18 protein-coding genes and 1 tRNA gene are annotated in these 19,078 nt (G+C 66.8%); 11 read left to right on the forward strand and 8 right to left on the reverse strand.

Features of this window, described 5'->3' with window-relative positions:
• Positions 1-125 precede the first annotated feature (125 nt).
• Both gatB and ACT54L_RS15065 read left to right on the forward strand, forming a co-directional pair.
• The gene (gene gatB / locus ACT54L_RS15060; RefSeq protein WP_476086448.1) at positions 126-1,622 is read left to right on the forward strand and encodes an Asp-tRNA(Asn)/Glu-tRNA(Gln) amidotransferase subunit GatB; all 1,497 of its coding nucleotides are present in this window, start codon (positions 126-128) and stop codon (positions 1,620-1,622) included.
• Positions 1,623-1,664: 42 nt separating this feature from the next.
• Complete coding sequence (locus ACT54L_RS15065) at positions 1,665-2,123, forward strand: hypothetical protein (RefSeq protein ID WP_476086449.1); 459 nt, start codon at positions 1,665-1,667, stop codon at positions 2,121-2,123.
• 206 nt (positions 2,124-2,329) lie between these two features.
• Here the strand turns inward: ACT54L_RS15065 and ACT54L_RS15070 are convergent, their stop codons facing one another.
• The gene (locus ACT54L_RS15070; protein WP_476086450.1) at positions 2,330-2,926 is read right to left on the reverse strand and encodes a hypothetical protein; all 597 of its coding nucleotides are present in this window, start codon (positions 2,924-2,926) and stop codon (positions 2,330-2,332) included.
• Positions 2,927-3,012: 86 nt separating this feature from the next.
• Positions 3,013-3,732 (reverse strand): lipoyl(octanoyl) transferase LipB, encoded by a 720-nt coding sequence (gene lipB, locus ACT54L_RS15075; RefSeq protein WP_476086451.1) that lies wholly within the window; start codon positions 3,730-3,732, stop codon positions 3,013-3,015.
• Between the two features lie 168 nt (positions 3,733-3,900).
• Here lipB and ACT54L_RS15080 point away from each other — a divergent pair.
• Positions 3,901-3,985, forward strand: a tRNA-Leu gene (locus tag ACT54L_RS15080).
• A gap of 139 nt (positions 3,986-4,124) precedes the next feature.
• Here the strand turns inward: ACT54L_RS15080 and ACT54L_RS15085 are convergent.
• Together ACT54L_RS15085 and ACT54L_RS15090 are read right to left on the reverse strand one after the other, a co-directional pair.
• Entirely contained in the window at positions 4,125-5,249 is a 1,125-nt protein-coding gene (locus ACT54L_RS15085; RefSeq protein WP_476086452.1) for a polysaccharide deacetylase family protein, read from the reverse strand.
• Positions 5,250-5,337: 88 nt separating this feature from the next.
• A complete protein-coding gene (locus tag ACT54L_RS15090; protein ID WP_476086453.1) occupies positions 5,338-6,147 on the reverse strand; it encodes a polysaccharide deacetylase family protein in 810 nt (269 codons plus the stop codon).
• A gap of 257 nt (positions 6,148-6,404) precedes the next feature.
• On the opposite strand from ACT54L_RS15090, the gene mgtE reads away from it, so the two are divergent.
• The 4 genes from mgtE to ACT54L_RS15110 all read left to right on the forward strand — a co-directional run bounded on the left by mgtE (position 6,405) and on the right by ACT54L_RS15110 (position 12,378).
• Entirely contained in the window at positions 6,405-7,811 is a 1,407-nt protein-coding gene (mgtE, locus tag ACT54L_RS15095) for a magnesium transporter (RefSeq protein WP_476086454.1), read from the forward strand.
• A gap of 173 nt (positions 7,812-7,984) precedes the next feature.
• Positions 7,985-10,123, forward strand: coding sequence for a putative bifunctional diguanylate cyclase/phosphodiesterase (locus tag ACT54L_RS15100; RefSeq protein ID WP_476086455.1), 2,139 nt, complete (start codon positions 7,985-7,987; stop codon positions 10,121-10,123).
• A gap of 136 nt (positions 10,124-10,259) precedes the next feature.
• Positions 10,260-11,432: an isovaleryl-CoA dehydrogenase gene (locus ACT54L_RS15105; RefSeq protein ID WP_476086456.1), complete on the forward strand. Its 1,173-nt coding sequence runs from the start codon at positions 10,260-10,262 to the stop codon at positions 11,430-11,432.
• Positions 11,433-11,571: 139 nt separating this feature from the next.
• Positions 11,572-12,378, forward strand: coding sequence for a YdcF family protein (locus tag ACT54L_RS15110; RefSeq protein ID WP_476086457.1), 807 nt, complete (start codon positions 11,572-11,574; stop codon positions 12,376-12,378).
• Positions 12,379-12,388: 10 nt separating this feature from the next.
• Here the strand turns inward: ACT54L_RS15110 and ACT54L_RS15115 are convergent, their stop codons facing one another.
• Positions 12,389-12,682: a DUF3253 domain-containing protein gene (locus ACT54L_RS15115; RefSeq protein WP_476086458.1), complete on the reverse strand. Its 294-nt coding sequence runs from the start codon at positions 12,680-12,682 to the stop codon at positions 12,389-12,391.
• Between the two features lie 308 nt (positions 12,683-12,990).
• Here ACT54L_RS15115 and ACT54L_RS15120 point away from each other — a divergent pair, with 308 nt between their 5' ends.
• From ACT54L_RS15120 to ACT54L_RS15130, 3 genes are all read left to right on the forward strand, one after another.
• Positions 12,991-13,116: a hypothetical protein gene (locus ACT54L_RS15120; protein ID WP_476086459.1), complete on the forward strand. Its 126-nt coding sequence runs from the start codon at positions 12,991-12,993 to the stop codon at positions 13,114-13,116.
• Between the two features lie 158 nt (positions 13,117-13,274).
• Positions 13,275-13,973, forward strand: coding sequence for a glutathione S-transferase family protein (locus ACT54L_RS15125; protein WP_476086460.1), 699 nt, complete (start codon positions 13,275-13,277; stop codon positions 13,971-13,973).
• Entirely contained in the window at positions 13,970-14,410 is a 441-nt protein-coding gene (locus ACT54L_RS15130; protein ID WP_476086461.1) for a DUF1489 family protein, read from the forward strand. Before ACT54L_RS15125 ends, ACT54L_RS15130 begins: the two co-directional genes overlap by 4 nt.
• Positions 14,411-14,455: 45 nt before the next feature.
• Here the strand turns inward: ACT54L_RS15130 and sseA are convergent, their stop codons facing one another.
• From sseA to ACT54L_RS15145, 3 genes are all read right to left on the reverse strand, one after another.
• Positions 14,456-15,286, reverse strand: coding sequence for a 3-mercaptopyruvate sulfurtransferase (sseA, locus tag ACT54L_RS15135; RefSeq protein WP_476086462.1), 831 nt, complete (start codon positions 15,284-15,286; stop codon positions 14,456-14,458).
• 36 nt (positions 15,287-15,322) lie between these two features.
• Complete coding sequence (locus ACT54L_RS15140) at positions 15,323-16,354, reverse strand: cysteine synthase A (RefSeq protein WP_476086463.1); 1,032 nt, start codon at positions 16,352-16,354, stop codon at positions 15,323-15,325.
• A 170-nt stretch (positions 16,355-16,524) separates the two neighbouring features.
• A complete protein-coding gene (locus tag ACT54L_RS15145; RefSeq protein ID WP_476086464.1) occupies positions 16,525-17,973 on the reverse strand; it encodes a cryptochrome/photolyase family protein in 1,449 nt (482 codons plus the stop codon).
• 151 nt (positions 17,974-18,124) lie between these two features.
• On the opposite strand from ACT54L_RS15145, the gene ACT54L_RS15150 reads away from it, so the two are divergent.
• A complete protein-coding gene (locus tag ACT54L_RS15150; RefSeq protein ID WP_476086465.1) occupies positions 18,125-19,054 on the forward strand; it encodes a glutaminase in 930 nt (309 codons plus the stop codon).
• Positions 19,055-19,078 lie beyond the last annotated feature (24 nt).

Raw genomic sequence — 19,078 nt, forward strand, 5'->3', positions numbered from 1 at the left:
GGCCGGCCGAAAGCGTCGCAGCCTATAGCACAGGTGGGCGAGGCGGTTGCCAGAGAGCCAAGCCTTCGAGTAGGGACAGAGTTTGATAAACGCGGCCCCGCCGCGCGCCAGTTGCAGGGACAGACATGACCGCTCATACGCGACCCGCCGACGCCAAGAAGCTCATCCGCGGAGCCACCGGCGACTGGGAGGTGGTGATCGGCATGGAGGTGCACGCCCAGGTCTCCTCCAACGCGAAGCTGTTTTCCGGCGCCTCCACCGCCTTTGGCGGCCCGCCCAACGACCATGTGTCGCTGGTGGATGCGGCCATGCCGGGCATGCTGCCGGTCATCAACGGGGAATGCGTCGCCCAGGCGGTGCGCACGGGCCTTGGGCTCAAGGCGCAGATCAACCTGCGCTCGGTGTTCGACCGGAAGAACTATTTCTACCCGGACCTGCCCCAGGGCTACCAGATCAGCCAGTACAAAAGCCCCATCGTGGGCGAGGGCGAGGTGATCGTCGACCTCGCCGACGGCGAGAGCATCGTGGTCGGCATCGAGCGGCTGCACCTGGAGCAGGACGCGGGCAAGTCCATCCACGACCTCTCCCCCTCCCTGAGCTTCGTCGATCTCAACCGCTCCGGCGTGGCGCTGATGGAGATCGTGTCCCGCCCCGATCTGCGCTCGGCGGACGAGGCCCGCGCCTATGTGACCAAGCTGCGCTCCATCCTGCGCTATCTCGGCACCTGCGACGGCGACATGGAGAAGGGCAACCTGCGCGCCGACGTGAACGTTTCCGTGCGCCGCCCCGGCGAGCCCTTCGGCACCCGCTGCGAGATCAAGAACGTCAATTCCATCCGCTTCATCGGCCAGGCGGTGGAGACCGAGGCGCGGCGCCAGATCGAGATCATCGAGGATGGTGGCGTGATCGACCAGGAGACGCGCCTGTTCGACCCCGTGCGGGGCGAGACGCGCTCCATGCGCTCCAAGGAAGAGGCGCACGACTACCGCTACTTCCCCGATCCTGACCTGCTGCCCCTGGTGCTGGAGCCGGGCTTTGTCACCGAGCTTGAGGCGGACCTGCCGGAATTGCCCGACGCCAAGAAGGCCCGCTTCATCGCCGATTACGGGCTCACCCCCTATGACGCCTCCATCCTGGTGGCCGAGAAGGAGACCGCCGATTATTTCGAGGCGGCGGTGCAGGCGGGCGGCGTCGCCCGCAATGCCAAGCTGGTGGCCAACTGGGTCATGGGCGACGTGGCCGCCGCCGCCAATGCGGCGGGCCTGTCCATCCCGCGTGGTGTCGTCTCGGCCGAGCAGGTGGCCGGTATTGTCGACCTCATCTCGGACGGCACCATTTCCGGCAAGATCGCCAAGGATGTGCTGGTCATCATCCTGGAAGAGAAGTCCACCGCCCATCCGCGCGAGCTGGTGGAGGCGCGCGGGCTGAAGCAGGTGACAGACCTCTCCGCCATCGAGAAGGTGGTGGACGAGATCATCGCCGGCAATCCCGACAAGGTGGCCCAGGTGCAGGCCAAGCCCACCATGCTCGGCTGGTTCGTGGGCCAGGTGATGAAGGCATCGGGCGGCAAGGCCAATCCGCAGGCGGTCAACGACCTCCTGAAGAGCAAGCTGGGCATCTGATCGGTCCATCCGGCCGGGAGCGGCCGGGGCCGTGGGGAGGGGATGATGGTGAAGGGTATCCTGGCGGGCCTTCTGGCCGCGGTGAACCTCGTGGCGGTCGCGCCAGCGGTTGCGGCGGAGGCGCCCAATCTGGTGGGGCGCTGGGTGGCGATGGAGACGTCGGGCTCATCGGTCGTCGTCACGCCCATGGACCAGATGAGCAAGCCGGTGGAGCCCTCTGCCCTCGCCAGCCGACCGAGCGGCGAATCATGGGACGTGCGCATCGACGCCCAGGACGGCCGCGCCATGGCCGGTGCGCTGATCTCCAAGGGCGGCAAGGAGCAGACTTTGCTTGGCACCTTGCGCCTGGATGGCAAGCGCCTGGTCATCGCCACCGATTTCAGCGCCGGCTCGGGCGAATTGAACGGCGACAGCATGGAATTGTGCTGGGTCGACCTGATCCCCAACTACATCGCCACGTCCTGCACGGTGTACAAGCGCGCGCCAGCTGCGGCGAAATAGGCGGAAGATCGCCCCCCCCTGCGCACCACACCGTGCTGGCGTCACGGGAGGGGCGTGGGCACCGCAGAGCGCGGAAGCTCCCGCACGTCAGGGGCGCTGTTGCCCTGGGCAGATCGCCGCGCCTTGCTTGCTCTCCCTTTTCCGCCGATGTCGCCTTGGCGGCCTCCTCACGCCTCCCCATCAGGCGAATGACGGGAACGAATAGCCTAGAACCTGGGAGCTCCCATCCACTCGGTTATGCCGTTATGGAACCACATATAGACGGGCTGTGCCGTTTCGTTCACCTTCCGCTCGATGGTTTCCGTGATCTTACAATCTGCATTCATGCTGTAGGCATCCATCACCACTTCGGACACCTGAAGGAGAAGGACCGGCGTTGTGGTCCCGCCGGTGGGAGCCGTCGCCAGAAGCGTGCCGGTGGCCTTCACGATGCTCACGGCAAGCACCGCCACCGAGATGCCGCACGTCAGCTTGTCGTCAACATTTCCCATCCGCGCGATGGCGATCCCCTTCTTCAGCAGGAAGGCGGTGAGATCCCGCCCTGTGAGCGACGCGTTCTTTTTCAGAAGCTCGTAAGCAATTGTGTAATGATCTGCTATGCCTTGGGCCAAGTGGTCCTGCAGACCGACTTTCACCAATCCCCCGCGCAGGGCGTGGGCGGTGCCTGACTTAACCAGGTTATGGAAGAAGTCGCGACGATCCGAATTTTTTATGATGTCCTTCGCGCTTTCCTTCAGGAACAGCTTCCCGAAATCCTGGGCCGAGTAGTCGTGACCCTTTGATGCTTCCGATTTCGCAGTCACTGCTGCCACCTTAAAAACCCGCTCCGGTGAAGTGGGGCGCAGTTGCACATTGCAATCAAGTTCAAACTGTTTTGTTTAGTGACAACTTATTTGACGGCCAGCGTCTCCGCCCGCACGGTGGGCCCGAAAATCTCCTCGAACGCCACTTTCAGCACCGCATCCACCTCGGCCATGCCCACCAGATGGCCGAGGGCCACGAGGCTCGTCACCCCGTGCTCGCGCACCCCGCAGGGCACGATGCCGGAGAAATGGTCGAGGTCCGGGTCCACGTTCAAAGAAATGCCGTGGAACGTCACCCAGTGGCGCACGCGGATGCCGATGGCGGCGATCTTGTCCTCTCCACCGGCGCGGGGCACCCAGACGCCCACACGGTCCTCGCGGCGCTCTCCGGTCACGTTGAAGGCGGAGAGCGTGCCGATCAGCCAGTCCTCCAGCCCCGCCACATAGCGGCGCAGGTCCGGCGCCCGGCGCTTCAGGTCCACCATCACATAGGCCACCCGCTGGCCGGGCCCGTGATAGGTGAACTGACCGCCGCGCCCGGTCTCGAACACCGGGAATCGCTCATCCAGCAGATCCTCCCGCCGGGCGCTGGTGCCGGCGGTATAGAGAGGCGGATGTTCCACCAGCCATACCGCCTCGGCGGCCTGCCCCGCGGCAATGTCGGCGACGCGGGCCTCCATGAGTCGCACCGCCTCGGGATAAGGCACGAGGGAATCGGCCACGATCCACTCCACGGGCGGGGCGGCGGCATCGGCCGGCAGGAGGCGGCCATCAAGGGAGGAACGGCTGGAAACAGATGCGATCATTGGGCTGCCAAGGTTTCGACGCGGCGGCGGGCCGCACTCGTCCACAGGCTTCATATAGATGTTGCGATCGTCGCTGTTGAGGCCTTGTAGCGCCGGAGTCGATCTGTTAGACGATGGCCCCCGGCGGACGGGACCCTAACGGGAAACGGCGCCGAGCCTGATCTGAATGCGGTCGTGGCGGAATTGGTAGACGCGCTAGCTTGAGGTGCTAGTGGGGAGACCCGTGGAGGTTCGAGTCCTCTCGTCCGCACCAGATTGGCAGGGCCTTCCCGCCCGGTGCAAAGGGAAACGAAAAGGGCGCCTCTCGGGGCGCCCTTTTCGTTTCTGCACGGGCTTTCGACCCCCAAGGCCCCGGTGGGACGGCCACCCGGCGCCGCCGGATGGCCGCTTCTTCATTCCTGCGGCGTTCCCGATCCGGCGGCATGGCCCTCGGCCTTGGGCGTCAGATCGGGCAGGATGCGCGGCCAGAGCTGGTTGAAGAAGGTCTCCACCGGATTCTTCGCCGGCGCGTCCGATTCGGCCGGGGCCGCCGCCACCGGCTGCGGCTGCGCCTGGGGCACGGGCGAGGGCACCGGACGGGGCACGCTGGCCGGCTTGGCCGGGCTCACGGTCACGGCGGTCACCGTCCCCGCTGCGGCGGCCGGAGTGCCGCTCGCAGCCGGCGCGGTCACCGCAGTGCCCGCCGGAGCGGAGGCGGGATGCACCGGGGCGGTCGTGGCCGCGCTGGCGGGCAAGGCGGGCTTGCCGGGCGAAAGCGCCACCGGAGTGGTGGTCGCCGGCTCCACATGCACCACCTTGAAGCCGCGCGCCTTCAGCTCCTTCAGCAGGGTCGGCAGCATGACCGCCGTGGAGGGCTGGATGTCGTGCAGCAGCAGGATGCCCGAGCCCCGCGCCTCCAGGCGGTCGAGGGCGCGCTTCATCACCTCGTCGGGCTTCAGGTGCATCCAGTCATCGGCCACCAGGTCGACGCTGAAGACGGCGACGCCGTTCTGCTGGAGATAGGCGTCGTAGAATTTGGTCCGGCCCAGCCCGGGAAAGCGGAAGAAGGGGCCCGCATGGGCACCGATGGGGGCCAGCGCCGCGTCCGTGGAGGCAAAGCCCTTCTGGATTTCCTGGAGGCCCGCCTCTTGGGTGAGCTTGGGGAAGATCAGGGGGTGGGTCTGGCTGTGGGTGCCGATGGAATGGCCCTCCTGCACCTCGCGCTGAAGCAAGGCGGGATGGGCGTGGGCCATGGTGCCCACGATGAAGAAGGTGGCCTTCACGCACTCCGCCTTCAGCGTGTCCAGCACCCGCGTGGTGTAGGGCGGCAGCGGGCCGTCGTCGAAGGTGAGGATCACCTCGCCCTTCTGGAGCGGAATGGTCTGCTTATATTGCAGCGAGCCCAGGAACGGCATGGCCTTGGGATCGACGGTGACCACCCGGGACGTGCCGAGGGCATCGGGGTTGGGGCAGCTTTCCGCCGCCAGCGCGCCACCGGCCGCCAGCGCCATGACGCTGGCCAGAAGAAGGGAACGCATGCCCGTCACTCCATTTCGCCCCCTGAAGGGCCCTTCCATGAAGGCCCCGAGCCGCAGGCGCCCGGCGGCGGCTCAAAGAGAGGCGAACTCAGTGACCGGCGGATGTCTGTCCGACTGGGACCACATGGACAATGTGATAACCAAGCTTTCGTAAAGCCCTCAAGAACGACGGAATCATGGCTGCGGTATAGGTCTTGGTGTCGTGGAAGAGCACGATCCCGCCTTGCGCGGCTTCCAGGCGCTTCAGCACCAGGTCCAATTCCTGCTCGGGCGTCATGACATTCCAGTCGCTGGCCCACAGGTCCGCTCCGAACACCGAGATGCCCCGTTTTTCCAGATAGGCCAGCAATTGCGGGGTGGAGGCGAAGCCGGGAAAGCGGAAGAAGGGTACGCGGGGCGTCGCGCCCGCCGCGCCATAGGCGGCCTTCTCGTCGGCGGCGATGCCCTTCTCGATCTCCGCCACCGCCGCCTCATAGGGGATATGGGCCAGCGTCGCCGCCGGATGGGTCATGGTGTGGTGGGCGAGGGTGTGGCCCTCGGCGACGATCCGTCGCGCCAGGGCAGGCCGGGCCTGCGCATTCTCGCCGATCAGAAAGAAGGTGGCGCGCACGCACTCCGCCTTCAGCGCGTCGAGGACGGCGGCGGTGGTGCCCGGCCAGGGACCGTCATCGAAGGTGAGCACCACCTCCTTGGGCGCCAGCGGTAATGTCTGGGGGAAGGACTTGGTGCCCACCCGCACCCCCGCCGGCACCTCGAGGACATGGGACGTGCCCAGTGCGTCGGGACCGCATTCGGCGGCGGCAGCGGCACCGGCCATGACGGCCAGGCAGAATGCGGCCAGCGCCGGCACGTAAAGGCGGCGTCGAGAGAGGAGGGTGAGCGGGGGCGTCTGAGACATGGCCCTTCTTAGAACCTGTGAGCAGGGCCGAAAAGCGGCCGGCGTGGCCGGCGATGAGCCATCGCACACGGGGCGCCCCGTCGGCGGGAACCTTGGACGGGGCGGGATCGTTTGCGGCCCAGCCCATGCGCCCGCGCCACGGTCCTTGTGGGGCGTCGCCACGGCCTGCGCTTGGCGCTTCCCTCGGGGAGCGTGGCGCACTACTAAGGCGGTTCAATTGCGAAGCGTTCCGAGTTCCAGCGCGGAAAGGGGAGGGGATGCGCGAGCACGATCCCGCCATCGACGACAAGGTCGCCCCCGCCGTCCGCGATGAGGAGGGGATGCTCCTGCCCGATTTCATCGAGAAGGTCTCCACCGCCATCGCCGAGATGGATGTGGGCACCCTCCGGCAGGACCTCGCCGGACTCCACGAGGCCGATCTCGGCGACCTGATCGAGGCGCTCGATGCCGAGGAGCGTCCCCAGCTCATCGAGCTCCTTGGCCGGGATTTCGACTTCACCGCGCTGACCGAACTCGACGAGACCATGCGCGTGCAGATCCTCCAGGCGCTGAAGCCCTGGACGGTGGCGCAAGGCATCCGCGACCTGGATTCGGACGATGCGGTCTATATCCTCGAAGACCTCGAGGAAGACGAAAAGGCCGACATCCTCCAGCACATCCCCGCGCCGGAGCGGGTGGCCCTCCAGCGCTCCCTCGACTATCCCGAGGAAAGCGCCGGCCGGCGCATGCAGACCGAGTTCATCGCCGTCCCGCCCTTCTGGACGGTGGGGCGCACCATCGACTATCTGCGCGATACCACCGATCTGCCGGAGACCTTCTACGAAGTGTTTGTGGTGGACCCGGCCTATCGCCTCGTCGGGGCGGTCTCGCTGGACCGCCTGCTGCGCACCCGCCGGCCGACCTTGCTCACGGCGGTGAAGAACGAACAGCGTCATGTGGTGAAGGCGAACGACGACCAGGAAGACGTCGCGCGCATGTTCGAGCACTACAATCTGGTCTCGGCCCCCGTGGTGGATGATGCCGGGCGCCTGGTGGGCGTCATAACCATCGACGACGTGGTGGACGTGATCCAGGAAGAGGCGGACGAGGACCTGCGCGCCATGGCCGGCGTCGGCAGCGACGAGGAATTGTCCGACACGGTGCCCTATACCGCCCGCGGCCGCCTGCCCTGGCTGGTCATCAACCTCGGCACCGCCTTCCTGTCGGCCTTCATCATCGGTCTGTTCTCCGACACCATCGAGAAGATGGTGGCCCTCGCCATTCTCATGCCCATCGTCGCCTCCATGGGCGGCAATGCGGCCAACCAGACCATGACGGTGGCCGTGCGCGCGCTCGCCACCAAGGACCTCGGCAGCCACAATGCCCGCCGCGTCGTCACCCGCGAGGTCCTGGTGGGCCTGCTGAACGGCGCGCTCCTTGCCGTGCTCCTGGGGCTGATCGCGGCGGCCTGGTTCGGCAATCTCCAGCTCGGCGGCGTCATCGGGGCGGCGCTGGTGGTGAACATGCTGGCCGCAGGCCTGTTCGGCATCCTGGTGCCCCTCACCATCCAGCGCCTGAAGCTCGATCCTGCGGTTGCATCCGGCGTATTCGTCACAACCGTAACGGACAGCGTTGGTTTCTTTACCTTTCTCGGCTTTGCTTCGCTCTGGTTCGCAAAAGGTTAATATTCGCAAGCTGGATCAAGTTGCCCTTGCGCATTCGCTGCAGGTCCTCCAAATAAGGGCCCGCCGTCAGACAAGAATTCCAGGCTCAAGCCTGCGACGGCGCTACGGAGGCTGAAATTCGCAGGCGTTCGGGCGCCGTAGCCCAGACCTTTACCTTCGCCACAGCGGCGGCCGTGTCGGTCGTGCTGGTCTGCATCCTGGCGCTGGTCGTCCTGGTGATGGTGGAACGCGACCGTCATGCCAGCCGCATCGAACAGCGGGAGGTGCGGGCGGCGCTTCATCAGCATGCGGAGGTGATGAACCGCACCCTGGCCTTGCTGGCGGAAGAGGCCGGCCCCTTCGCGGTGGGCCGGCGCGAGGCTTGGCGCGAGCTCCAGGAACGCCTGGCGGCCCCGCTCTTCCACCGCTTTTCCTATGAGCGCACCTATCTGGTGGATGGCGACGGCACGGTGCTCTACGCCGCCTCGGACGGCGATTCCGTCTCCGACCCGGAGAGTTTCAACGCCCTGCGCGGCACCTTTCGGCGCCTGATTTCCCAGCCGTCCACCCTCTCGGAAGGGGGGAGCGAAGGGATTTTGGTGGATGGCAACGTGGTGGGCCTGGCCTCCGTGCGGCGCATGGCGCCGGAGAGCGAGGCAAACCCGCGCGGCGTCTATCTGGTGGCGGTGGACCTGCTGGACCGGGACCTGCTGGGCCAGATCGAAGATCGCACCGGTGTGCACAATCTGCGCCTGACCGCCGCCTCGGCCGCCGCGAGCCACGACAATGGCATCGCCCTGGCGCCGGTGCGCACCGATGCAACCGCCGACCTGCTTCTGGCCTGGAAATCGGAGCGGTCCGACTGGATGTCGCTGGAGCGCGTCACCCCGGTGGTGGCGCTCCTGTCCTCCCTGCTCCTAGCCATCTGCGTCAACCTGCTGATGCGCGCTCGCCGCGACGGCCGAGCGCTGGCCGCGAGCGAAGCCCGCGCCCGCGCCCTTGCCTCGCGGGACTATCTCACCGGCCTCTATAATCGCGGCCATTTCATCGGCGAACTCTCCCGCACCGTGGATGGTCTCAAGGCCGGAGAGAGCCTCGCCCTGCTGTTCATCGACCTTGATGGCTTCAAGGACATCAACGACACCCTGGGTCACGGGGTGGGCGACGACCTGCTGCGCCATGTGGCCGAGCGGATCAGCGATCGACTGGGCACGGCGGGCCTTGCGGCGCGGTTCGGCGGCGACGAGTTCGTGATCTATCTTTATCCCGACGGCGTGCGCATGGCCCATGAACTGGCGCCCAAGCTGCTGGAGGCGGTGCAGATTCCCTTTGATACGGAAGGCCATGGCCTGACCGTGGGCGCCTCCATCGGCATGGCGTTTGCGCCCGAACATGCCAGTGAGGCACGGGAATTGATGCGCCTCGCCGACATCGCTCTCTACCGGGCCAAGGAAGAAGGGCGCGGCATTTCCCGCGTGTTCGAGGCGCAGTTGGACGTGGAGGTCCGCGCCCGCCGGAGCGTCGAGCAGGAACTGGAAAGTGCGATTGCGCACAACCAGTTGTTCCTGATGTTTCAGCCGCTGGTGGATGTGGAGAGCGAGCGCATTGTCGGCTTCGAGGCGCTGGTGCGCTGGCAGCATCCGGTACGCGGCCTGCTGCTGCCGGGCGCCTTCGTGCCCATCGCCGAGCGCTCCCGACTAATGCCCAGCCTCGACCGCTGGGTGCTGCGGGAAGCCTGCCGCCTGGGCCGGGACCTCGGCCATGTCTCCATTTCGGTCAACATGTCCGCCGTCAGCCTGCGTCAGGCGGACCTCGCCGAGCGCATCCTCGACATCCTTCAGGAAGAGGCGTTCGATCCGACACGGCTGGAGGTCGAGATCACCGAAAGCGCGCTGTTCCACGCCACGGGCCATGCGGGCGCGGCGCTGCAGCGGTTGCGCGATGCCGGCGTGCGGATCGCCCTCGACGATTTCGGCACCGGACATGGGTCGCTCATTCACGTGCGCCACCTGCCGGTCACCAAGATCAAGATCGACCGCTCCTTCATCGCCAATCTGGGTGTCGACCGGGATGCGGCGTCCATCGTGGAATATGTGGTCCGTCTCGGCCGTGCGCTGGGCATTGTGTTGACCGCCGAGGGGGTGGAGACGCGCGAGCAGCTGCGCTTCCTGCGGGCGTTCGGCGCCCAGCAGGCCCAGGGCTATCTGTTCGCGCCCGCGCTGGCGATCGGCGTCGCCCGTGCCATGCTGGCGGCGCAGGATGCCAAGCTGCGGCCCAGGGACAGCCAACGCCGGCTGCCCGATCCCTCCGTCGAGGATGACATTTCCTTCTAAGAGCCCCAGGCTGGCCTGCGTCGCACATTCAGGTTGAATAAACGGCCATTCGTTTTATTTTTGTCCGGCCCCGGGCAGTGGAACCCGCCGCAGGCGTCGCCGCGCAAAATGGTCGAGGGGCTGGAGGAGATCGCTCATGTTGTCCAACTCCCATCGTGGCTTCGACTTCGATCTCGGCGAAACCGCCGACATGCTGCGCGACACGGTGCGCGCCTTCGCCGACGACAAGATCGCCCCGCGGGCCGACGAGATCGACAAGACCAACCAGTTCCCGCGCGACCTGTGGCCGCAGCTGGGCGAGCTGGGGCTCCTGGGCATCACGGTGGAAGAGGAATATGGCGGCTCGGGCCTCGGCTATCTCGAGCATGTCATCGCCATGGAGGAGATCAGCCGCGCCTCCGCCTCGGTGGGCCTGTCCTATGGCGCCCATTCCAACCTGTGCGTGAACCAGATCCGCCGCAACGGCTCGGCCGACCAGAAGGCCCGCTACCTGCCCAAGCTGATTACCGGCGAGCATGTGGGCGCGCTTGCCATGTCGGAGCCGGGCGCCGGGTCCGACGTGGTGTCCATGCGCACCCGCGCCGAGAAGAAGGGCGACCGCTACATCCTCAACGGCTCCAAGATGTGGATCACCAACGGTCCCATCGCCGAGACCCTGGTGGTCTATGCCAAGACCGATCCCAATGCCGGCCCGCGCGGCATGACCGCCTTCCTGATCGAGAAGGGCTTTAAGGGCTTCTCCACGGCGCAGAAGCTGGACAAGCTCGGCATGCGCGGCTCCGACACCGGCGAACTGGTGTTCGAGGATTGCGAGGTGCCGGAGGAGAACGTGCTCGGCGAGGTGGGCCGGGGCGTCAACGTGCTCATGTCCGGCCTCGATTATGAGCGGGCCGTGCTCGCCGCGGGCCCGGTGGGCATCATGCAGGCCTGCATGGATGTGGTGCTGCCCTATGTTCATGAGCGCAAGCAGTTCGGCCAGCCCATCGGCACCTTTCAGCTGATGCAGGGCAAGATCGCCGACATGTATGTGACCATGAACGCGGTGCGCGCCTATGTGTATGCGGTGGCGCGCGCCTGCGACCGGGGCGCCACCACCCGAGAGGACGCCGCTGGCGCCATCCTGTTCGCGGCCGAAAAGGCCACCTGGATGGCCCTGGAGGCCATCCAGACCCTGGGCGGCAACGGCTATATCAACGACTATCCCACCGGCCGCCTGCTGCGCGACGCCAAGCTCTATGAGATCGGCGCGGGCACCAGCGAGATTCGCCGCATGCTCATCGGCCGAGAACTCTTCGACAAGACTGCCTGACCACTATACCACTCTTGCGCGGCGGCCATGGATGACGGCCGCCGCGGCCAAAATGTAGCAGGGCGACACCTTCGCAAGCCTGCGTCTTCCTCTTCCCCATCCTCTCTCCAATGTCTATCGAAGGCGCGGGGCAGGGGAGATGCGCGTGGACGATTTCTTCACGTTATCGAAGATTTTTTGGACGCTGGTTGTCCCTTCAAACCTCCTCATCCTCCTCGCGACCCTCGGCGTTACCATGGTGCTGGTGGGGGTGTGGCGCCCGGCGATCCTGGCCCTGCTGTTGGGAATTGGGGGCCTCGTCATTGCCGGCTTCTCGCCGCTCGCCAATTACCTCGTCTCGCCCCTTGAGGAGCGCTTTCCCCCGTTCGTTCCCGACTCCCGGCCCGTCGACGGCATCATCCTGCTGGGCGGCTCGGAGGTCCCCGACATCGCCATCACGCGCAATGTGCCCGCGATCAATGATGCCGGCGAGCGGGTGATCGTGTTCAGCGCTTTGGCCCGGACCTATCCCGAGGCGCAGCTCGTCTTTTCCGGCGGGTCGGGCAGCCTGGGCGATGACGCGCCCATGGAAGGGCGGGCGGTGCGTGAGGTGTTCAAGGACGTGGGCATCGATCCCGAGCGGGTCCTCTATGAGGACCGCTCGCGCAACACCGCCGAGAATGCACGCTTCGTGCGGGCCAAGATCGACCCCAAGCCCGGGGCGCGCTGGCTCCTGGTGACGTCGGCCTTCCACATGCCGCGGGCGATGGGCGCCTTTCGCGCGGCGGGATTTCCCGTCATCGCCGTGCCTGTGGACTATCGGACCACTGGCCCCGAGGGCCTCGCCACGCCGTTCCTGCGGGCGTCCGAGGGGCTGGACCTCACCGACATCGCGGCGAAGGAATGGGTGGGGCTGACGGCCTATTACCTCACCGGGCGGATCAACGTGCTGTTTCCCGCGCCGTGAGGCGCCGCGCTCAATCGTTGCGGGGAAGGCCGAGCCGATAGACGCCGCGAAACGCCTCGGGGTCCACGGGCTTGCCCTTTCGGAAGATCATGAGCCGGCCTTCCCGGGCGAGGCCCACCGCCACCCGGCGCACCAGAGGCAAGGCGCGCTGCCACTGGTCGGGCGGCAGCAGGGCCTGGGCGACCTGGGTGGGCGATATGGTGCCCGTCTCCCCGCTTTCCGCGGCAAGTGCGAGCAGGGTGCGGCTCACCTCATCCTCGGCGGGAAGGGCGGCGCGGGCGCTTTCGGCATCAGGCTGGCTCATGCTCCCCCTCTGGCATCGCCCGCGGCGGCGCGCAAGCCCCTGGCCGGGTGAGGCGAGCCACCGGCTGGACAAGACAAGCAAGGCGCACGCCGGCGAAACCGGGCGAGAGGCGGCCCCAACGAATGGCACGAATCGGATGTGGCGCGGGTGAGGCTTGCAAGAGGCTGTGCATCGCACACCGATCCCCATTGCGGTTTTATGAACGATTCATTAACTAACACGGTTACGCAGCGCATCATGCGCCTTGCGATGCGGGAGCCGGACCATGGCCCCGCACCCAGACCAAGACCCAGGGTATTCTTGTCATCATGACAGTCTCGACCGATCGCTCCTGCTGGTGCTTCGCACGTCGGATGATCGCCGTTTTCCTCGTGGCCATCTGCCTCGTCTATCTGTTCGGCGGCTTCGAGCCGACCCTCGTCGCAGGCCGGTAAGGCCTGCGCGGCGCCCCATTTTCCTGATACCGCACCCTGGGTGCTGACCGGCCGGCGGATCGCCTGTGGGCGGCGCGCCGATCGTATGAGTCGCACGCGCACCCTGCTGTAAGGTGGGGGTGCGCGAGCGGCGCGCGAGGGATCGTGGGGAGGGCCATGTGACGCTCACTTTGATCATCGGCAGCAAGAACTACTCCTCCTGGTCCATGCGGCCCTGGCTGGCCATGAAGGCCGTGGACCTGGACTTCGAGGAGACGCTCCTGCCGCTGGACAGCGACCTGTTTCGCGAGACCGTGCCCGGCCTCGGCGCGGCCGGGCGCGTGCCGGTGCTGATCGACGGCGAAGACAGGGTCTGGGAATCGATCGCCATCATCGAGCATCTGGCCGAACGCTATCCCGACCGCACCTTCTGGCCCACGGACCGTTCAGCCCGCGCCATGGCCCGGTCGATCGCCGCCGAGATGCATGCGGGCTTCACGCACCTGCGCGGCCATCTGCCCATGAATCTGTGGCGTCCGCCGGAGCCGCGTGCCCTGACCGAAGGCGTCGAGAAGGATCTCGCCCGCATCACGGCCATCTGGACCACGGCGCGGGCGCGATTCGGGCAGGACGGGCCGTTCCTTTTCGGCCGCTTCAGCGCCGCCGATGCCATGTTCGCCCCGCTCGCCACGCGCTTGCGCACCTATGACGTACCCATGGCGCCGGAGGTGGCGGACTATGTGGCCGCCATCCACGCCTATCCCCACTTCGTCGCCTGGCGGGATGCCGCGCTGGCGGAGACCTGGTCCGTGCCGGCGGACGAGGTGGACTGGCCTCTCGTCAAGCGCTTCCCGGCGCCGCAGGTACCCCAGGCATGAGCGGTCCGCTCCATCTCATCAAATTGTGCGTGGGCGCCGAATCCGTGGAGGACCTCACGGACTGGATCGCCGAGCGCCTCGCCGAGAAGGCGGCGCGGGGCGAGCCGGTGGAGCAGTATCACACCACGCGCATGGTGCCGTCCCGGCCCGATGAGCTGAAGGCAGGCGGTTCGCTTTATTGGGTCATCAAGGGCGAGGTGCTGTGCCGGCAGGCGCTCCTGGACATCCGTCCATTCGTGGACGGGGAGGGCATCCGCCGCTGCCGGCTGGTCCTGGACCCGGAGGTGGTGCGCGTGGTGCCCCGGCCGTCCCGGCCGTTCCAGGGCTGGCGCTATCTGAAAGCGGCCGACGCGCCGGCCGATCTGGATGACGCCCGCAGCGCGCCGGACCTGCCAGAGGCGCTGCAGAAGGAATTGCGGTCGCTCGGCCTGTTGTGAGGAAGGCCGGGGCGGCGCGTGGCGCCACCCCTTCTCCTGCCGCCGTCAGGCGCTCTTTTCGATCGGCTTGCCGCTGGAAGCCCATTCGGTCCAGGAGCCGTCATAGAGCGCCTGCGGACGCTTGCCGACGCTCTCCAGGGCGATCCAGAGGATTGCCGCCGACACGCCCGAACCGCACGAGGTGATGACCGGGCGGGACAGGTCGACGCCCGCCGCTTCCAGTTCCTTGCGCACCACGTCCGGCGAAACCAGCTTGCCATCCTGCACGAGGTTGGAGGAGGGCAGATTGAGGCTGCCGGGAATGTGGCCGGAGGACAGGTTCGGCCGCGGCTCCGGCGCCTCGCCGGTGAAGCGGCCGGCGGCGCGGGCATCCAGGATCTGGGTGGAGGTACCGATGGCCTTCTCGATATGGGCGATATCGGCCACCACCGAGCGGTCGAGCCGCGAGGTGAAGACCGCCGGCTTGCGGGTGGCGGGGCCGTGGTCAAGGGGGCGATCCTCGGCGATCCACTTGGTGAGGCCGCCTTCCAGGATTTTCACATCCTGCGCGCCGAAGGCCCGGAAGGTCCACCACACGCGGGGCGCGGAGAACAGGCCCACGGTGTCATAGACCACGATGCGCACGCCGTCGCCGATGCCCAGCGCGCCCACCGCCGTGGCGAAGTCGCGCGGCTCGGGCAGCATGTGGGGCAGATCGGTGCTGTGGTCGGAAATGCCATCCAGGTCGAAGAAGACGGCGCCGGGAATGTGACGCTCCAGGAACTCGGCCTTGCCGTCGCGCTGCGCGTTGGGCAGGTACCAGGACGCATCCACGATGACGAGATCGGGGGCGTTCAGATTGTCCGCGAGCCATTCGGTGGTGACGAAGATCGACATGATGGGCCTTCTCAATCGGGCGTTTGGACGCGTCCTTCAGACGAGGACGTTGGGGACTTCAGCCTTGCGCTCCAGCCAGCCGGGCACCGGCAAAGCCTTGGACCGCAGGAAGTCCGGGTTGAACAGCTTCGATTGATAGCGCGTGCCGAAGTCACAGAGAATGGTGACGATAGTATGCCCCGGCCCCAGTTCCCGCGCGAGGCGGATGGCTCCGGCCACATTGATGCCGGACGAACCGCCGAGGCACAGGCCCTCATGCTCCAACAGGTCGAAAACGATCGGAACGGCCTCCTCGTCTGGGATCTGGTAGGCGAAATCCACCGGCGCGCCTTCGAGGTTGGCGGTGATGCGGCCCTGGCCGATGCCTTCCGTGATGGAGGAGCCCTCGGCCTTCAGTTCGCCCGTCGTGTAATAGGAATAAAGCGCCGCGCCCATGGGGTCGGCGAGGGCGATCTTCACATTGGCGTTGCGCGCCTTCAGAGCCATGCCGATGCCGGCAAAGGTACCGCCCGTGCCGACGGCGCAGACGAAGCCGTCCACCTTGCCGTCAGTCTGCTCCCAGATTTCCGGGCCGGTGGTGTCGATATGGGCCTGCCGGTTGGCCACATTGTCGAACTGGTTGGCCCAGATGGCGCCGTGGGGCTCGGTCTTGGCCAGCGCCTCGGCGAGGCGGCCGGAGACCTTCACATAATTGTTCGGGTTGGCATAGGCGACGGCCGGCACCTCCACCAGCGTGGCGCCGGCGAGCTTCAGCATGTCCTTCTTTTCCTGGGACTGGGTCTCGGGAATGACGATGACGGTCTTGAAGCCGAAGGGCGCCGCCACCAGGGCAAGGCCGATGCCCGTATTGCCGGCCGTGCCTTCCACGATGACGCCGCCGGGCTCCAGCGTGCCCTTGGCGATGGCGTCGCGGATGATGCCCAGCGCCGCGCGATCCTTCACCGACTGCCCGGGATTGAGGAATTCCGCCTTGCCTAGGATCTCGCAGCCGGTCTCCTCGGAGGCCCGCTTGAGGCGGATCAGGGGGGTGTTGCCAATGGACTCCACCAGACCGTTGCGAATGCTCATGGGACCAACCTCTCGCACACCGGACGTCATTGCCATGCCGCGCCGACCTGCCGGCCGGGTAAGGGCATCTGCCGTCCTTGCTCATTAGCCCCATGATGCGCGTGAAGAAAGGTGTAATCCAACAGATTCGACCGGCGCATTTTAATTAATAACAACTTTCGTCTGTGATTTCAGCTGGAGCCACGCTTGATGCGCTCAAAGGCCGCGAGCGCCCGGTCCCGGGCGGCCGTATGGTCCACCATCGGCTGGGGATAGGTGAGGCCCAGCTTCACCCCGGCCCGCTCCAGGGTGGCGCAATCCGCCGTCCAGGGCTTGTGGAGGACGGCCGCGGGCAGGCGGGCCAGTTCCGGCACATAGGTGCGCACATAGGTGCCGTCGGGGTCGAACTTCTCGCCCTGGAGCACCGGGTTGAAGACCCGGAAATAGGGCGCGGCATCGACGCCGGAGCCCGCCACCCATTGCCAGCTGGCGGGATTGTTGGCGGGGCAGGCATCCACCAGCGTGTCCCAGAACCATTCTTCGCCGTGCCGCCAGTGGATGAGCAGGTGCTTCGACAGGAAGGAGGCCACCACCATGCGCACGCGGTTGTGCATCCAGCCCGTCTGCCAGAGTTGGCGCATGCCGGCGTCCACGATGGGATAGCCGGTCAGCCCCTTCTGCCAGGCGACGAGATCCTCAAGGCCATCGCGCCAGGGGAAATCATCGAAGGCAGCCTGGAGGTTGCGGTGGGCCATGTCGGGCTCGGCCGCGAGCAGATGATGGGCGAATTCGCGCCAATAGAGTTCCGATTCGAATTTGTCGCCGTCCCGCACGGACACTGCCCCCAGCTCCGCCGCATGGCGCGCCACTGCGCGAACCTGGCGGGGCGAGATCTCCCCGAAGCGCAGGGCGGGCGAGAGGCGGGACACATGGGCGGCCGAGGGCACGTCGCGGCCGTCCGCATAGCCTTTCAGCCCGTCCAAGACGAAGGCGTTGAGGCGCGCTTGCGCGGCCGCTTCTCCGCAGGTCCAGGCGCCGCGAAGTCCCCCGGCCCAATCCGGCTTGCCGGGTTCAAGCCCCCACTCCTCCAATGCGTCGCCCTTGATCTCCCCGGCCCACCCCGTCAGCGGCGCGGGAATGGGAAGCGGCTCCCGCAGCCGCCGCTCTTTCAAGGCCGCCCGTTGGAACGCGGAAAAGGTGCGCGGCAAGGTGCCGGCCTGAGTCGTCACCGTGCCCGGCGGATGAAGCAGGTGGGCATTGAACACCTTCACCTCGGCGCCATGGGCTCGAACCACCTCGGCCACCCTGGTGTCGATGGCATGCTCCGCCGCGCCGGGACGGGCGTTGAAGGTGAGCGCCTCGGCCTGCAGTTCCGCCATCACCGCTGGCACCACTTCGCCCGCCCGCCCCCGGCGCAGCACCAGGGGGACACCGCGCGCGGCAAGGTCCGCCGCCAGCGCCCGCAGCGATCGGGCGAGCCACCAGCGGGCGGCGCCCCCAAGCGGCCGAAGGCCGGCGCTGTCCTCATCCAGCACGAACAGCCCCACCATTGGCCGTCCCGCGCGGGCGGCCTCGGTCAAGGCGGGATTGTCGGAGAGGCGGAGATCCGTGCGGAACCAATGCAAAGCGGGAGACGGCATGACACCTCGCAGGCCGGGACCGCCAGGCGCGGTCGCGGTGGGCGATTAACGCATATGCAAGGCGGGCGGATCAGTGCTGCGCCATTGGGCTCGTGCGGGACGCTAATCCGGCTATGATCCCGTCTTCCGCGCCAACTTTCCGAGGATTGCTTTGCCCGACATCGGAACCGTCGTCCAGGACATCGCCGCCCGCATGTCGCTCCGCAAGGAGCGCGGCAAGGTGGCGAGCTATATCCCCGAGCTGGCCAAGGTCTCCCCGGACCAGTTCGGCATCGCGGTGGTGACGGCGGAAGGCGAGATGCATGTGGGCGGGGATGCCGACACCCATTTCTCCATCCAGTCCATCTCCAAGGTCTTCACCCTGACCCTGGCGCTGGGCAAGGTGGGCGACGCGCTGTGGAACAAGGTGGGGCGGGAGCCCTCGGGCCATCCGTTCAACTCCATCGTCCAGCTGGAATATGAGAAGGGCAAGCCGCGCAATCCCTTCATCAATGCAGGCGCCATCGCGGTCACCGACGTGCTTTTGGCCGGCCACCAGCCGCGCGAGGTGCTGGGCGAGATCCTGCGCTTCATCCGCTTCGTCTCCGAGGACGACAGCATCGCCATGGACCAGCATGTGGCGCGCTCGGAGAAGCAGACCGGCTTTCTCAACACGGCGCTTGCCAATTACATGCGGGCATTCGGGGTGCTGGAAAACCCGGTGGACCATGCACTGGGCGTCTATTTCCACCATTGCTCCATCGCCATGTCCTGCCGCCAGATGGCCATGGCGGGTCGCTACCTCGCCTTTTCCGGCCGCCTGCCGGGCTCGGGCATCCGTGTCATTTCCGCCGAGCGGGCGCGTCGCATCAATGCGCTGATGCTCACCTGCGGCCATTATGACGGCTCCGGCGACTTCGCCTTCCGCGTCGGCCTGCCGGGCAAGAGCGGGGTGGGCGGCGGCATTCTCCTGGTGGCGCCCAATAAGGCGTCCATCTGCGTGTGGTCGCCAGGCCTCGACGCCCAGGGCAATTCGGTGCTGGGCACCCAGGCGCTGGAGGAATTGGCCAAGGCCATGCGCTGGTCGGTGTTCGGCGAGTAAGCCGCCGCTTTCCCCGACGCCCCA

Source organism: Aquabacter sp. DMC10, from assembly GCF_056314145.1.

Coding starts and splice junctions, on each gene's coding strand:
- ACT54L_RS15090 (WP_476086453.1), bottom strand. CDS start 6,147: ATGTCTCAGACGCCCCCGCTCACCCTCCTCTCTCGACGCCGCCTTTAC.
- gatB (WP_476086448.1), top strand. CDS start 126: ATGACCGCTCATACGCGACCCGCCGACGCCAAGAAGCTCATCCGCGGA.
- ACT54L_RS15065 (WP_476086449.1), top strand. CDS start 1,665: ATGATGGTGAAGGGTATCCTGGCGGGCCTTCTGGCCGCGGTGAACCTC.
- ACT54L_RS15085 (WP_476086452.1), bottom strand. CDS start 5,249: ATGCGTTCCCTTCTTCTGGCCAGCGTCATGGCGCTGGCGGCCGGTGGC.
- ACT54L_RS15140 (WP_476086463.1), bottom strand. CDS start 16,354: ATGAGCATTCGCAACGGTCTGGTGGAGTCCATTGGCAACACCCCCCTG.
- ACT54L_RS15110 (WP_476086457.1), top strand. CDS start 11,572: ATGCGCGTGGACGATTTCTTCACGTTATCGAAGATTTTTTGGACGCTG.
- ACT54L_RS15105 (WP_476086456.1), top strand. CDS start 10,260: ATGTTGTCCAACTCCCATCGTGGCTTCGACTTCGATCTCGGCGAAACC.
- ACT54L_RS15120 (WP_476086459.1), top strand. CDS start 12,991: ATGACAGTCTCGACCGATCGCTCCTGCTGGTGCTTCGCACGTCGGATG.
- ACT54L_RS15130 (WP_476086461.1), top strand. CDS start 13,970: ATGAGCGGTCCGCTCCATCTCATCAAATTGTGCGTGGGCGCCGAATCC.
- mgtE (WP_476086454.1), top strand. CDS start 6,405: ATGCGCGAGCACGATCCCGCCATCGACGACAAGGTCGCCCCCGCCGTC.
- ACT54L_RS15145 (WP_476086464.1), bottom strand. CDS start 17,973: ATGCCGTCTCCCGCTTTGCATTGGTTCCGCACGGATCTCCGCCTCTCC.
- lipB (WP_476086451.1), bottom strand. CDS start 3,732: ATGATCGCATCTGTTTCCAGCCGTTCCTCCCTTGATGGCCGCCTCCTG.
- sseA (WP_476086462.1), bottom strand. CDS start 15,286: ATGTCGATCTTCGTCACCACCGAATGGCTCGCGGACAATCTGAACGCC.
- ACT54L_RS15115 (WP_476086458.1), bottom strand. CDS start 12,682: ATGAGCCAGCCTGATGCCGAAAGCGCCCGCGCCGCCCTTCCCGCCGAG.